This is a genomic window from Ewingella sp. AOP9-I1-14 (assembly GCF_052375995.1).
GTDB classification, from domain to species: Bacteria; Pseudomonadota; Gammaproteobacteria; order Enterobacterales; family Enterobacteriaceae; genus Ewingella; species Ewingella allii.
In genome coordinates, this window is the sequence record NZ_JBQSVA010000002.1 from 687,693 (window position 1) to 701,431 (window position 13,739).

A 13,739-nucleotide genomic window follows, 5' to 3' on the forward strand; every position below is an offset into this window, starting at 1 on the left:
AAGGAATCCGTTATGCGTTTATCTGTGGTTTTACCTCTGCTTACTACGCTGTTAATTGGCGGCTCTGCGCTGGCCGCTGATGCTGTAAAAGCCCCTTCCGCCGCACAGACGGCACAACGTCAGAAAATGACTGATTGTAATCAACAGGCCACCACGCAGTCGCTGAAAGGCGATGAGCGTAAGACCTTTATGAGCCACTGTTTGAAGGCTGAAACCAAGCCGGATCAGAAGTTGACCGATCAACAAAACAAGATGAAAACCTGTAATGCCGACGCAGCCAAAAAAGAGCTGAAAGGTGATGCTCGTAAGACGTTCATGAGCACGTGCCTGAAAAAAGCAGGCTAAGCGGCTGAACTGAACTCTTAAATTCGCTATGGTGAGTGACCAATGCGCGCCGCAGGCAGCATGAGATGCAACAATCAGATTGCCGTCTGCGGCGCACAGACCCTATAATGATAACAGTTATCATTGAATATTCAGTTAATTGAGGAGTTTAGCTATGGCTGTAACCAAGCTGGTTCTGGTAAGACACGGCGAAAGTCAGTGGAACCAAGAAAACCGCTTTACCGGTTGGTACGATGTTGACCTGTCCGAGAAAGGGCAGAAAGAAGCTAAAGCTGCGGGTAAACTGCTGAAAGACGAAGGCTTCCAGTTCGATTTCGCCTACACCTCCGTGCTGAAGCGCGCTATCCACACGCTGTGGAACGTATTAGATCAACTGGACCAGCCTTGGCTGCCGGTTGAGAAATCCTGGAAACTGAACGAACGTCACTACGGCGCGTTGCAGGGCCTGGATAAAGCTGAAACCGCCGCTAAATATGGCGACGAGCAAGTTAAACAGTGGCGTCGCGGCTTCGCGGTAACCCCACCAGAATTAGACAAGAGCGATGAGCGTTTCCCAGGGCACGACCCGCGTTACGCAAAACTGCGCCCTGAAGAGCTGCCAACCACTGAAAGTCTGGCTCTGACCATCGATCGCGTTATCCCTTACTGGACTGACGTTATCAAACCACGCATTGAAAGCGGCGAGCGCGTGATCGTTGCGGCTCACGGTAACTCCCTACGTGCGCTGGTTAAATATCTTGATGACCTGAGCGAAGACGAAATTCTGGAACTGAACATCCCTACCGGTGTTCCATTGGTTTACGAATTCGACGAAAACTTCAAACCTATCAAACGCTACTACTTAGGTGATGCAGACGAAATCGCAGCGAAAGCCGCGGCCGTTGCTAACCAAGGTAAAGCGAAGTAATTAGCCTCGGCTAAACTTCAGATAGCAAAACGGGGCCAATCGGCCCCGTTTTTTATGTCTGCTTTTCAGCGAGCAGCGTGTTAAAACTTAACCGCGACGCGCTTTCACCGCATCCGCCAGCTGGCGCAGCAGCACTTCAGTGTCTTCCCAACCAATGCAGCCGTCGGTGACGCTTTTGCCGTAAACCAGTGGTTCGCCGCTGTCGAGGCTCTGGTTGCCTTCCACCAAGTGGCTTTCAACCATCACGCCAATAATCGACTGTTCGCCGTTTGCCAGTTGGCCGCAAACGTCAGTACAGACTTCCATCTGCTTTTTGTACTGTTTGCTGCTGTTGGCGTGGCTGAAGTCGATCATGATTTGGGCTGGCAGTCCGCCTTTTTTCAGGCCTTCTTTCACGGCTTTCACATCGTCAGCGCTATAGTTTGGCTCTTTGCCGCCACGCAGGATGATATGGCAGTCGTTGTTGCCGCTAGTGCTGACAATCGCCGAGTGGCCCCACTTGGTGACCGACAGGAAGCAGTGTGGCGCGCCCGCCGCGTTGATAGCGTCGATGGCCACTTTGATGGTGCCGTCGGTGCCATTTTTGAAGCCCACCGGGCAAGACAGGCCAGACGCCAGCTCTCGGTGTACCTGAGATTCAGTGGTACGCGCGCCAATTGCGCCCCAACTCATCAAATCTGCTAAATACTGTGGCGTGATCATGTCGAGGAATTCGCCAGCAGCCGGCAGGCCGGTGTCATTAATATCCAGCAACAATTTACGCGCGATGCGCAAACCATCATTAATCTGGAAGCTGTTGTTCATGTGTGGGTCGTTGATTAGACCCTTCCAGCCCACCGTGGTACGCGGTTTTTCGAAGTAAACGCGCATCACGATTTCCAGGTCACCGCGCAGTTCTTCGCGCAGGCTGAGTAAACGTGCAGCGTATTCTTTCGCGGCTTTGGGATCGTTAATCGAACAAGGACCAATAACGACGAGTAAACGATCATCGTTCCCTTTCAGTATCTTATGAATGGCATTACGTGCCTGAGATACCGTTTTTGCGGCTTTATCGGTAGCGGGAAATTTCTCTAACAGGGCTACAGGCGGCAAAAGTTCCTTAATGTCTTTGATGCGTAAATCGTCGTTTTGATAGGTCATAGCTGTTCCAATGGGTATTTCAAAATAAAGGCGTAGCAGAATGCTGAACGCATCCAATCTAGCTGCAATGTCAGCTGGTGTAAATGCACTTTAAGCCAGTATGGCTATTGCGATTAGTCTCAATAATCCTTCGACCTGTCTAACTTAAGCTAATCTTTAGATATGGCGTTTTTTGTACAGCCCTACAACAAATGAATATTCACAACCATGAGATGGAGAGTCAGGTATGAAGAAGATCATTATGATGGTATTTGCTGCTTCAATGGCGATGGGTACGGGTGCAGCCTTTGCAGAAGATTCAGGCTCTAACAATGGCGCGGCGAATCAGGCGAACGATCCGGGTTCAATCCAGAAAATTGCCCCGAACAATGTTGATAACAGCAAAATCAACAACACTGACCAGCCCGTGAACGAAGTGCATAAAGACAAAGCGCATAAGAACACCACCAAGAAACACAGCGAAGCACATAAGAAAACGGTAGATCACAAAAAGGCCATGTGTAAAGACGGCCGCTGCCCAGACCAGGTTCCGGGTACCAACCAATCTAAAGCCACCGGTAACTAAGGTGTAGTTGCGGAAAACAAAGATTCCGTGATTAACCCACCTCGTTAACCGCCTAAAGGGAGCCTCGGCTCCCTTTTTTTATCGGCGTTTGCAAGCGATCCGGCTTCGGTTATGCTGAAAGTCCTTTTGGCCACATGCAGTGAACGTATTTTATGCCAGCCTTGCTCCTCGTTGACGATCATCCCTTAGTTCAGGTTGCCCTGGAAGCTGCCCTGCAAAAATCGAATTTTTCATGGCAGATGACCAGCGTCTCGGACGACGTTCAGGCGATGGCGTCTCTGGCGGAGGAGCAATTTGCCCTCGTGGTGCTGGATATTGGCTTGCCGCAGGTGGACGGTTTACAGCTTATGCGCCGCATGCTGCGCCATTATCCCGACCTCACCGTGCTGATTTACACTGCTCAGGAGGAAGAGGTTTACGCTCGCCTGGCCTTTAACGCCGGTGCCTGCGGATTTGTCAGCAAGGGCCAGCCGATGCCGCAGCTTATCGCCGCCATTGACGCGCTGAGTCAGGGCGAGCGCAGTTTCCCCGACTTCATCAACCCTTGCCTGCAAGAAGAGGTGGAAGAGACGCTGGCGTTGACGCCGAAAGAGTTGCAGGTCATCGGATTGCTGTCGCAGGGGCTGTCGAACGTGCAAATTGCCGACATGCTCAACATCAGCAATAAAACCGTCAGCACCCATAAAAATACTATTCTGCGTAAAACCGGCGCCAAGAACCTGTTCGAGCTAGCAGCCGTTTATAAAGAGTTACAGCAGTGAGAAAGGCTCTTCACGGCCTGTGGCTGACGCTGTTTTTGCTGCTGACTTCTCCCCTTCAGGCTGCGCCGACCACCCTGCACTTAATGAATAATCTCAGCCTGCCCACCGACGTTTTACTCAACGGGGTCAACAATCCGTGGCGCGGAAAAACGCTGCGCATTGGCATTCTCAGCGACAATACAAGCCCCTACAACATTTTGATCAACAATGATTTTTATGGGCTAAACGCCGACTATCTGAGCTATGTCCAGCAGGCATTAGGTATCACACTGGACCTGCGCGGCTACCCTTCCCTGCCCGCTTTGCAGAGCGCGCTGGCTCAGGGGGAGATCGACCTGTTTTATGGCATCCCGCTAAACGCCCTGCCTTCGGGGATGTGGGCGTCAAAACCTTATTACGTCAGCCCGCTGCGTGTCCTGCGCAACCGGCAAAACGGCCGTCAGGTCATGGTCAATTCCCACGACGCCCAAATCGCCATTAGTAAGATGACCGGCATGCAGGCTTTTGATCGTATTAGAAAATTAACCCCTGACGTCCACCTGTTCGACAACAACCTGCAGGCTATTTACTCCCTGCTTAATGGCAAAAGTGATTACCTGATTGCCGATGAGGCCAGCGCCAGTTTCATTTTGGATCAGCTGCAACTCGGCCAAATCTATCGCATTGAAAGCGCGCTGGATTTTGGCAACCTCTCCTTTGTTTTCGTCAGTAGAAACCCGGCCCTGCTCGAGGTGCTCAACCAGACCATCACCACCACGCCGATGGAGGTGATGAACACCCTGCAAGGCCGCTGGAATAAGCCGATCCCTAGCTATTTGGACGCCGGAAATGCCTCGCTGACGGCGATGGAACAAGAGTGGGTTCATCAACATCCGCAGGTCAACTATGCCGCGACGGAGAACAATTATCCCTTCGTTTATCGCGGATCCGACGGGCTGCCGCACGGCTACGTGGTGGATATTCTCAACATCATCGCGCAAAACACCGGGCTGAAGTTCGAACCAGTTTGGGGAAGCAACCCGCAGCGCGCCGATGCTCAGGTGCGTCAGGGGCAGGCGCTGTTCCGCGCGGTGCTGCCACTGTCGGCGAATTCGCGCGAGAACTACCTCAGCAGCATGCCTTTCCATCGCTCGCTGTGGGGCGTGTATGTCCGCCAAAGCAGCGAAGGTGTCTCCACGTGGCAGAATCTGGCTGGTAAAAGGATTGGCGTCATGCGCGGGGATCTCGCCGCGTCTCTGCTTCCCGCGGACGTCCAGCAAATCGCCTTCGACGATACCCAAACCCTGTATGACGCTCTGGCTAATGGGCAAATCGACGCGCTGATCGATAATATTGTTTCGGCCAACTTCATCTCGCTTTCGCGCTATTCCGGCCAGATAAAGCTGGCTTTCGCCGCCAATAATATCTCCTACCCCATCTCCTTTGGCGTCGACGCGGCCTCTCCGCTGCTGCTGTCAATTTTGGACAAAAGCCTACAGCAGATCCCGCCGCAGACGCTGCAATCGCTGCGCGATGACTGGACCAGCGATCGCCGCAATGTGATTGATGCGGTCAATGACAATCGCATGCCGCCGCAAACTACGTGGCTCCTCGGCCTGCTTGCCAGCGTCGTCGCGGTGCTGCTGGTGATCCTCGCGCGCCGCCAGTGGCTACAGCGCCGCGAGCAGCGCAAAGAGCAACAGGAAAGGCAGATGATTGAACTGGCGCGCCAGCAGGCGGAGGAGGCAAACCGCAGCAAGAGCCAATTCCTCGCCACGCTGAGCCACGAACTGCGCACGCCGATGCACGCCATTCTCGGCCTGCTCGAACTGGAACTTCAGCGCCAGCCCGCCACCAGCGAAAATCTGCCGGTGATTTACAGCTCCGCGTCGTCGCTGATGAACCTGCTGAATGACCTTCAGGACCACGCCCGCCTCGACAGCGGCATTCTGACGCTGGCACCCAAGCCGATGTCGCCTACTGAGTGGATTGCCCTGCTTAGCCGCCTTTATCCGCCGCTAATGGGTAAGAAACCGGTCGATTTTCAGGTCATCGCCCTCTCCTCTCTGCCCGCAAGATGGCTCATTGATCCCGACCGATTGATGCAGGTGATGAATAACCTGATTGGCAATGCGATCAAATTTACGGCGGAAGGGGAAATCCGGGTTGAGGTGCGCTGGCAGCAGGATGAGCTGGATATTCGCGTGCTGGATACCGGGTGCGGCATTGATCCCGACGAGGCCGAACTGCTTTTCCATCCCTATTACCGCGCCAAAGGTGCCCAGCGCTTCTCGGTTCAGGGCAGCGGGCTGGGCCTGTCGGTGTGCAAAGAGATTGTCGATAAGATGTCCGGCAAGATTGAACTGCTCTCGCGTGCGGATGCGGGAACTGAGGTGCGGGTGATGCTTCCGGCGGCAGAAACCCACGAGCCAACTCTCGCCCCGCCGCCAGCGCCTTCGGCTCCCAGCCTGAGCCAGCTTCGCGTGGCGGTGATTGATGACCACCCGACCAATCTGCTACTGATGCAGCGCCAGCTCTCGGCATTGGGCATCACCGCGACCCTGTTTGATGATGGCCGTGCGCTGTTGCGGGCGCACGTCGAGCGCCCATTTGAACTGCTGTTTATTGACTACAACATGCCGCGCCCCGACGGCGTGCTGCTGACCAAGCTGATCCGCCGCCGCGAGCGCCAGCATCCACAGCTTGCTGCCAGCCAAATCGTGCTCTGCTCGGCGGATGTGCAGGAGTTCACCCGCCTGCCGCTGCAACAGCTTAAAGTCCCGCACTGCCTGACCAAGCCGATTTTACTGGAGGATATCCGCCAACTGCTTCCCAGCAATAGCTCGCTATTTCAAGATATTGGCGAGCGTTTGGCCCTGACGGGCAATCACGACCCGAGGCTAATTGAGAAGTTGCGCGAGACGCTGCTTCACACCCTGCGGGTCGACCAGCAGCGCGCGGCTCAGGCTTACGCCGTGGAAGATAGGGAAACTCTGAAAGATGCGGCCCATAGAATGAAGGGCAGCCTGCTGATTCTGGGCTATTCGCACCCCGCAGAGGCATTTCAGGCGGTGATCAACGCCTGCCAGCAAGGCAAGACTGCGCCCGAAGCCTATACTACAATGCATCAACTGTTGCAGGATTTGCTTCAGCAGCTTGATAGACAAGTCAATCCGGCTGCTGAAAACCGGCAAATCATTACTTAAGGAAAGCTATGTCATTTTTACCTCAGGATAAAAATAGCCGTCGGTTATTGTTAGCCTTTTTGGTTACCGTCGTTTTCATGGTTGTCGAAGTCATTGGCGGCCTGATCTCCGGCTCGCTGGCCCTGATCGCCGATGCTGGGCATATGCTCACCGACGCCGCGGCCCTGCTCATTGCACTCTTGGCCGTGCATTTCGCGAAACGCAAACCGAGCGCCAGCCACACCTTTGGCTATCTGCGTCTGACCACCATGGCGGCCTTCGTCAACGCTGCCGCCCTGCTGGTTATCGTCATCCTGATAGTGTGGGAGGCCATCGTCCGCTTCGCCAACCCACAGCCTGTGATGGGCGGCACCATGCTGGCGATTGGTATTGCCGGCCTGATTGCCAATCTGTTCTCATTCTGGTTACTGCACCAGGGCGAGGAGAAAGCCAATATTAACGTGCGCGCCGCGGCGCTCCACGTGCTGGGTGATCTGCTCGGCTCGATTGGTGCCGTGGCGGCAGCCATTATCATCATGAAAACCGGCTGGACGCCTATTGACCCGATTCTGTCGGTTCTAGTTTCCTGTCTGGTGCTAAGCAATGCGTGGCGCTTGATGAAGGAGAGTTTCCACGAACTGCTGGAAGGCACGCCGCAGGAAATTGATATTGAGAAACTGCGCAAAGACTTGTCGGTCACTATTCCCGAAGTGCGCAGCGTTCATCACGTTCACGTCTGGCAAATTGGCGAGAAACGCCTGATGACGCTGCACGTGCAGGTTGTGCCACCTCACGACCACGACGCGCTGTTAGGCCGGATTCAGGCTTACTTGCTGGATAAATACCGTATCGGCCACGCCACGATTCAGATGGAATATGGTACCTGCAGCACGCCAGACTGTGTGATCAGCGACAGCGTTGCAGATGACGGCCATAGCCATCTTGGTCACAGCCACGCGCATCACCATCATTAATCCCACCTTAAACGCCAAGAGCCTCCCACAGGGAGGCTCTTGAGTAAATCGTATTAACTTACTGTTTAAACGCGCTGTAGCGGCTTAGAGCCATTCTGAGCGGCGCTCTTAATCCAAAGCCACGAGCCATTCAGGGCAATCAGCGTCAACAGCACGTATTCCAGCGCCATGGCATACACGCCCTGATAAGCAAAAATCGCCACGCTAATCACGTCGATAACCACCCACACCAGCCAGTTTTCCACATATTTGCGTGTCATCAGCAGCATGGCGATGATCGACAGCACCATCATTGATGAGTCCCAGAACGGGAAGGCGTCGGGTTGCAGTTCAGGCATATGCACATTCAGCCCCAGCCCTTGCATCAGATTAACGGCTAGCAGACTGAGTGCCGCAAAAACGCGGTCGATATTGAAAGTCATAAACAGAATGCCCACCACGCAGACCGCGCCCCATACCAACGCTTTACCACGGGGCAGCCAGCGGATTTGCAGCTCGGCTTGCTTATCTTCAGTCTGACGACTCCACGCGTACCAACCATAAATGTTGGCGGCGAAGAAGAATATCTGTAGCAGCAGGCTGGCATAAAGCTGGATCTGGAAGAAGATCACCGCGAACAGCGTGACGTTAATCAGCCCAAACGGGTAGTTAATGATTTTCTCTTTGCTGGCAAACCAGATGCACAGCAGACCAAACAGCGTGCCGATAGCTTCAATCCACGACAGGTCATAGCCGCCTTTACCGAGCGGGATATGAACCAGAATATTGCTGGTGCTGAAAAAATCCATCGCGATTCCCTTCTGTAGCCTTCGTTAATGAAAATGTTTAAGCGTTACCCTGCACTCGCAGCTTAAGCTGCGCGGCGAAGTCCAGCATGCGGTTCAGTGGAATCAATGACTTCACGCGAAGGGCTTCATCCACTTCAATCGCGTGCTGGGCACCGCCCAGTTCTAATCCTTCGGCAATGGCTTTCAGGCCGTTCATCGCCATCCACGGGCAGTGGGCGCAGGTTCTGCAACTGGCACCTTCACCGGCAGTTGGCGCTTCGAACAACTCTTTATCCGGCACCGCCTGCTGCATTTTGTAAAAAATACCGCGATCGGTGGCCACAATGAGTTTGTTATTAGGCAAGCTCTTGGCCGCCTGAATCAGCTGGCTGGTAGAACCCACGGCATCGGCCATATCCACAATCGCCTGTGGAGATTCAGGATGCACCAACACGGCCGCGTCAGGATACAGCGCCTTCATGCGCGACAATGCCTGCGTCTTAAACTCGTCATGCACGATGCAGGCGCCCTGCCAGCACAGCACGTCGGCGCCCGTCTGCTTGCGCACATAGTTACCGAGGTGGCGGTCAGGAGCCCAGATGATTTTCTCACCCAGACTGTCGAGATGCTCGATTAACTCCACCGCGATACTGGAGGTCACCACCCAGTCTGCACGGGCTTTTACTGCCGCCGAGGTATTGGCGTAAACCACCACGGTGCGATCCGGGTGACTGTCGCAAAAATCAGAAAACGCCTGCTCAGGGCAGCCAAGATCTAAAGAACACTCGGCATTCAGAGTTGGCATCAGCACGGTTTTCTCCGGGCTGAGGATCTTCGCCGTCTCGCCCATAAAGCGCACGCCTGCAACCAACAAGGTTGAAGCCGGATGTTGGCTGCCGAAGCGCGCCATCTCCAGCGAGTCTGCCACACAGCCGCCCGTCTCCTCAGCTAGCTGCTGAATCTCAGGATCAGTGTAGTAGTGCGCAACCATCACCGCATTGCGCTGCTTCAGCAGAGTTTTAATCTTGGCTTTATAGAAGGCTTTTTCATCCTGGCTTAAAGGCACAGGCTTGGGAGGAAATGGATACACCGCGGCGTTCAGATCTAAAGTCTCGCTCATCGCTCATCATCTCTTGTCGTCAGGGGCTCAGTCTGACAAAGGCACCAATAATGGGATAAAACACCCATTTGTTTTGTATGCTAAACAAAATAGCGCAGATGTGGAGAAAAGTCGCTTATATTTTGTGCTTTAAGATAAAAGTGTTTAAGGGACTTAAAAAAGGTGACGAGATTGGAGGTTTAGGAGGGCTAGAAACGAAAAAAACGCCTTGAGGCGTTTTAGTCTGCTTCTCTTAACAGATTCTTGTCAGAGAAGTGGTGGGCCGTGCTGGATTGATTCGGTCTTCGACCTCACCCTGCGGGCAACGCGTTCGCGTTGTCGTCTCGCTTCGCTCGGCTCGAACCAGTGGTTCTCATCCTGCACTGCTTTACTCTGAGTCCCACTTAGAAAGTGGTGGGCCGTGCTGGATTCGAACCAGCGACCAATTGATTAAAAGTCAACTGCTCTACCAACTGAGCTAACGGCCCGCGGTATGTCGCGATACTTCTTACTGCTGCGCAATTCGTTGAAAACGAATCACTCCCTATGCTGCCACTTATCTAAAAGTGGTGGGCCGTGCTGGATTCGAACCAGCGACCAATTGATTAAAAGTCAACTGCTCTACCAACTGAGCTAACGGCCCGCGCTGTGTTGCGGTACTACAAATATCTATCGAGTGACTAAGAAGTGGTGGGCCGTGCTGGATTGATTCGCTCTGCGAGCTCACCCTACGGGCAACGCGTTCGCGTTGTCGTCTCGCTTCGCTCGGCTCGAACCAGTGGTTCTCATCCTGCACTGCTTTACCGTGTGTCCCACTGAAAAAGTGGTGGGCCGTGCTGGATTCGAACCAGCGACCAATTGATTAAAAGTCAACTGCTCTACCAACTGAGCTAACGGCCCACGGTCTACTTCTTAATACTCAACGTTAAATCACTTAAGATTTAGTGGTGGGCCGTGCTGGATTGATTCGCTCTACGAGCTCACCCTACGGGCAACGCTATTGCGTTGTCGTCTCGCTTCGCTCGGCTCGAACCAAAGGTTCTCATCCTGCACTGCTTTACTCTGAGTTCCACTTCGAAAGTGGTGGGCCGTGCTGGATTCGAACCAGCGACCAATTGATTAAAAGTCAACTGCTCTACCAACTGAGCTAACGGCCCGCTCAAACACTAAATCTCTCGCTGCTTTAACGCGTTACAGTTGCCTAGGCAACGGCGGCATATATTACTTATATAACTTTTCAGTGCAACGTTTAATTGAAGAAAAAACTCTGACTGCTTGTTCTTCACGCATTCAAGCCCAGAAAACCATCGAAATGGATGTTTTCTGGGCCTGAATAACGAATTACTGTGAAGACAAGCGTTTTTGAGCTTGTTTAGCCGCATCGGTATTTGGGTACTGTTTTACGACCTGCGAGAAGACAGCCTTGGCTTTATCAGCCTGCCCTTTCTCCTGCATGATCACCCCAACCTTGTACATCGCGTCCGAACTTTTTGGAGATTTTGGATAGCTTTTAACCACCACGGCGTAGAAATAAGCCGCGTCATCTTTCTTACCTTTGTTGTAATACAACTGACCTAACCAATAGTTGGCGTTAGGCAGGTAAGTCGATTTCGGGTATTGCTTGATGAACGCCTGGAAAGCTGAAATAGCCTGATCGTACTGTTTCTTTTCCAGGGCAAGTGCAACGGCAGCATTGTAGTCAGTATTTTCATCACCCGTGCTCGCAGGAGCCTGCGTAGGGGCAGGAGTGGATGAATCAGTGGCTGCGCCGGCAGCAGCTCCACCAGCAGCGCCTGAAGCGGCAGCATTCGCATTACCAGAACTCTGGCTGCTAAGACTGTCCATCTGCTGATAAATTTGCTTTTGGCGATCAACAATCTGGCTTAACTGATATTGGTTTTCCTGAATTTGACCACGGAGAGAATCAATATCGCGTTGGGAGTCAGAGAGTTGTTGCTGAAGTTGAGTTAATAGTTGGCTGTGAGCGTTAGAAATACGCTCCAGAGAGGTGACTCGATCGTCTATCGAGCCTGAGCCGACATTACTGATTGGCGCTTGGGCAGTAGCGGCCCATGGGACCGCTACGCCAACCAGTAACGACAGACCCAACAAGTGATGTCTGAAGTTACTGCTCATGCGACTCTCTTAGTATACCAGTACGGCACGACGGTTTTTAGCGTAAGCCGCTTCGTCGTGGCCCAGTACAGCTGGCTTCTCTTTACCGTAAGAAACGATAGAGATCTGGTCAGCAGAAACGCCTTTGCCTTGCAGGTACATTTTAACTGCAGTAGCACGACGCTCACCCAGAGCGATGTTGTATTCCGGAGTACCACGTTCATCCGCATGACCTTCAACAGTCACTTTGTATGAAGGGTTGCTGCGCAGGAATGCAGCATGCGCATCCAGCATTTGAGCGAAGTCAGAAGCGATATCGTACTTGTCCAGACCGAAGTAAACGATATTGTTCTTTTGCAGCTCTTGCATCTGCAGACGCGCTTGCTCTTCAGAAGACATGTTGCCGCTCTCTGCACCAGTGCCAGCGCCAGCGCCCATACCAGATTGGCCATTGTCTGCGCTTTTGTGAGAACTACACGCGGCGATTGCCAGTACAGGCACAGCCAGCAGCAGCCCTTTAAGCACTTTGTTCAGTTGCATCTCGTTGATCCTTTTATAATTTTTGCCATACATAGTTTTATATGCATCACAGGTACGGCGACCAGGCAGGGAATTTTACCTGTCCATCAGTTGCCGGAAGACGCGCTTTGAAACGCCCATCAGTCGAGACCAACTGCAACACGGAACCCAGACCTTGAGAGGCGCTGTAAATCACCATGGTGCCATTTGGGGCGATACTAGGCGTTTCATCCAGGAACGTGTCCGTCAATGTTTGAACGGCTCCCGTTACTAGATCTTGTTTAGCGATGTGCTGCGAGCCATTGTTGCTGCTCACCATAACCAGGAACTTACCATCCGAGCTGATATCAGAGTCCTGATTCTGAGAACCTTCCCAGGTCAGACGCTGAGGCGCACCGCCATTAATACCGACTTTATAAAGCTGTGGACGACCGCCCTGATCCGAGGTGAAAGCCAGAGTCTGGCTATCTGGGAACCAGGTTGGTTCGGTGTTGTTGCTACGTCCATCAGTAACTTGGGTAATTTGACCCGAGCCAAGATTCATTACATAAACGTTCAGACTGCCGCCTTTAGACAAGGCGAAGGCCAGTTTGCTGCCGTCTGGAGAGAACGCTGGAGCACCGTTGTGACGCGGGAATGAGGCGATCTGTTTGATTGCGCCATTAGCCAGAGTCTGTACAACCAGAGCAGAACGCCCACTTTCGAATGTTACGTAGGCCAGTTTGCTACCGTCTGGAGACCAAGCCGGAGACATCAAAGGCTCTGGTGAACGGTGAACCACGAACTGGTTGTAGCCATCGTAGTCAGCAACGCGTAATTCGTACGGGAATTTACCGCCGTTGGTCTGCACGATGTAAGCAATACGAGTACGGAAAGCACCCTTAATGCCGGTTAATTTTTCAAACACTTCGTCACTGGCGGTGTGTGCGGAATAACGCAGCCACTGCTTAGTGATTTGGTATTGGTTTTGTGCCAGAACAGTACCTGGTGAACCAGAGGTATCAACCAGCTGATAAGAAACCAAATACTTGCCGTCAGCACTTGGCTGAACCTGACCAACCACTACGGCATCAATACCCAGCGCCGTCCAGGCAGCAGGGGTGACTTCTGATGCGCTTGTCGGTTGTTGAGGCATGCGTGATGCATCAATTGGATTAAATTTACCGCTGTTACGTAAGTCAGCAGCAACAATAGCACCGATATCTTCCGGTGGATTACCAGGACCAGCCCATTTAAAAGGCACCACGCCAATTGGGCGCGCGGTGTCGACCCCTTGGGTAATTTCAATGCGAACTTCTGCGTGTAACACAGACGCCCACAGTATCAAAAGGCCAAACGCTACTCGAAATGCCTGCTTCATTGTATCTCCCTTATCTGGACCGA

General features: G+C 53.0%; 12 protein-coding genes, 4 tRNA genes and 3 other RNA genes. 6 read left to right on the forward strand and 13 right to left on the reverse strand.

Translation table 11 applies throughout. The features are described 5' to 3' along the window. Window positions 1-12 precede the first annotated feature (12 nt). Both ACT3RT_RS08340 and gpmA read left to right on the forward strand, forming a co-directional pair. A complete protein-coding gene (locus ACT3RT_RS08340; protein WP_353501380.1) occupies window positions 13-345 on the forward strand; it encodes a PsiF family protein in 333 nt (110 codons plus the stop codon). Between the two features lie 154 nt (window positions 346-499). Further along, window positions 500-1,252 (forward strand): 2,3-diphosphoglycerate-dependent phosphoglycerate mutase, encoded by a 753-nt coding sequence (gene gpmA, locus ACT3RT_RS08345; protein ID WP_185688281.1) that lies wholly within the window; start codon window positions 500-502, stop codon window positions 1,250-1,252. Between the two features lie 87 nt (window positions 1,253-1,339). On the opposite strand, the gene aroG is transcribed toward gpmA, so the two are convergent. Beyond that, window positions 1,340-2,392: a 3-deoxy-7-phosphoheptulonate synthase AroG gene (aroG, locus tag ACT3RT_RS08350; protein ID WP_485902875.1), complete on the reverse strand. Its 1,053-nt coding sequence runs from the start codon at window positions 2,390-2,392 to the stop codon at window positions 1,340-1,342. A 226-nt stretch (window positions 2,393-2,618) separates the two neighbouring features. Here aroG and ACT3RT_RS08355 point away from each other — a divergent pair, with 226 nt between their 5' ends. The 4 genes from ACT3RT_RS08355 to zitB all read left to right on the forward strand — a co-directional run bounded on the left by ACT3RT_RS08355 (window position 2,619) and on the right by zitB (window position 7,856). Continuing rightward, complete coding sequence (locus tag ACT3RT_RS08355; RefSeq protein ID WP_485902877.1) at window positions 2,619-2,957, forward strand: protein YbgS; 339 nt, start codon at window positions 2,619-2,621, stop codon at window positions 2,955-2,957. A 152-nt stretch (window positions 2,958-3,109) separates the two neighbouring features. Beyond that, the gene (locus ACT3RT_RS08360) at window positions 3,110-3,718 is read left to right on the forward strand and encodes a response regulator (RefSeq protein WP_353501377.1); all 609 of its coding nucleotides are present in this window, start codon (window positions 3,110-3,112) and stop codon (window positions 3,716-3,718) included. Further along, on the forward strand, window positions 3,715-6,903 hold the full coding sequence (locus ACT3RT_RS08365) for an ATP-binding protein (protein WP_496202808.1): 3,189 nt from the start codon (window positions 3,715-3,717) through the stop codon (window positions 6,901-6,903). Before ACT3RT_RS08360 ends, ACT3RT_RS08365 begins: the two co-directional genes overlap by 4 nt. An 8-nt stretch (window positions 6,904-6,911) precedes the next feature. Further along, entirely contained in the window at window positions 6,912-7,856 is a 945-nt protein-coding gene (gene zitB, locus ACT3RT_RS08370; RefSeq protein WP_396130232.1) for a CDF family zinc transporter ZitB, read from the forward strand. A gap of 65 nt (window positions 7,857-7,921) precedes the next feature. On the opposite strand, the gene pnuC is transcribed toward zitB, so the two are convergent. The 12 genes from pnuC to tolB form a co-directional block, all read right to left on the reverse strand. After that, complete coding sequence (gene pnuC, locus ACT3RT_RS08375; RefSeq protein ID WP_485902883.1) at window positions 7,922-8,644, reverse strand: nicotinamide riboside transporter PnuC; 723 nt, start codon at window positions 8,642-8,644, stop codon at window positions 7,922-7,924. A 37-nt stretch (window positions 8,645-8,681) separates the two neighbouring features. Further along, window positions 8,682-9,743: a quinolinate synthase NadA gene (gene nadA / locus ACT3RT_RS08380; protein WP_353501373.1), complete on the reverse strand. Its 1,062-nt coding sequence runs from the start codon at window positions 9,741-9,743 to the stop codon at window positions 8,682-8,684. A gap of 255 nt (window positions 9,744-9,998) precedes the next feature. Next, a non-coding RNA gene (locus ACT3RT_RS08385) (RtT sRNA) lies at window positions 9,999-10,120 on the reverse strand. 14 nt (window positions 10,121-10,134) lie between these two features. Continuing rightward, window positions 10,135-10,210: transfer RNA gene (locus tag ACT3RT_RS08390), tRNA-Lys, on the reverse strand. Between the two features lie 79 nt (window positions 10,211-10,289). After that, window positions 10,290-10,365, reverse strand: a tRNA-Lys gene (locus ACT3RT_RS08395). A 45-nt stretch (window positions 10,366-10,410) separates the two neighbouring features. After that, window positions 10,411-10,532, reverse strand: a non-coding RNA gene (locus ACT3RT_RS08400) — RtT sRNA. 14 nt (window positions 10,533-10,546) lie between these two features. After that, a tRNA-Lys gene (locus ACT3RT_RS08405) sits at window positions 10,547-10,622 on the reverse strand. Window positions 10,623-10,667: 45 nt separating this feature from the next. After that, a non-coding RNA gene (locus ACT3RT_RS08410) (RtT sRNA) lies at window positions 10,668-10,789 on the reverse strand. A 14-nt stretch (window positions 10,790-10,803) separates the two neighbouring features. Next, window positions 10,804-10,879, reverse strand: a tRNA-Lys gene (locus tag ACT3RT_RS08415). A 184-nt stretch (window positions 10,880-11,063) separates the two neighbouring features. Beyond that, window positions 11,064-11,858: a cell division protein CpoB gene (gene cpoB / locus ACT3RT_RS08420; RefSeq protein ID WP_496202809.1), complete on the reverse strand. Its 795-nt coding sequence runs from the start codon at window positions 11,856-11,858 to the stop codon at window positions 11,064-11,066. Window positions 11,859-11,867: 9 nt separating this feature from the next. Further along, entirely contained in the window at window positions 11,868-12,377 is a 510-nt protein-coding gene (gene pal / locus ACT3RT_RS08425; protein ID WP_140470458.1) for a peptidoglycan-associated lipoprotein Pal, read from the reverse strand. A gap of 46 nt (window positions 12,378-12,423) precedes the next feature. Then, complete coding sequence (tolB, locus tag ACT3RT_RS08430; RefSeq protein ID WP_353501371.1) at window positions 12,424-13,716, reverse strand: Tol-Pal system beta propeller repeat protein TolB; 1,293 nt, start codon at window positions 13,714-13,716, stop codon at window positions 12,424-12,426. Window positions 13,717-13,739: the final 23 nt, after the last annotated feature.

Coding starts and splice junctions, on each gene's coding strand:
- ACT3RT_RS08340 (WP_353501380.1), top strand. CDS start 13: ATGCGTTTATCTGTGGTTTTACCTCTGCTTACTACGCTGTTAATTGGC.
- gpmA (WP_185688281.1), top strand. CDS start 500: ATGGCTGTAACCAAGCTGGTTCTGGTAAGACACGGCGAAAGTCAGTGG.
- aroG (WP_485902875.1), bottom strand. CDS start 2,392: ATGACCTATCAAAACGACGATTTACGCATCAAAGACATTAAGGAACTT.
- ACT3RT_RS08355 (WP_485902877.1), top strand. CDS start 2,619: ATGAAGAAGATCATTATGATGGTATTTGCTGCTTCAATGGCGATGGGT.
- ACT3RT_RS08360 (WP_353501377.1), top strand. CDS start 3,110: ATGCCAGCCTTGCTCCTCGTTGACGATCATCCCTTAGTTCAGGTTGCC.
- zitB (WP_396130232.1), top strand. CDS start 6,912: ATGTCATTTTTACCTCAGGATAAAAATAGCCGTCGGTTATTGTTAGCC.
- pnuC (WP_485902883.1), bottom strand. CDS start 8,644: ATGGATTTTTTCAGCACCAGCAATATTCTGGTTCATATCCCGCTCGGT.
- nadA (WP_353501373.1), bottom strand. CDS start 9,743: ATGAGCGAGACTTTAGATCTGAACGCCGCGGTGTATCCATTTCCTCCC.
- cpoB (WP_496202809.1), bottom strand. CDS start 11,858: ATGAGCAGTAACTTCAGACATCACTTGTTGGGTCTGTCGTTACTGGTT.
- pal (WP_140470458.1), bottom strand. CDS start 12,377: ATGCAACTGAACAAAGTGCTTAAAGGGCTGCTGCTGGCTGTGCCTGTA.
- tolB (WP_353501371.1), bottom strand. CDS start 13,716: ATGAAGCAGGCATTTCGAGTAGCGTTTGGCCTTTTGATACTGTGGGCG.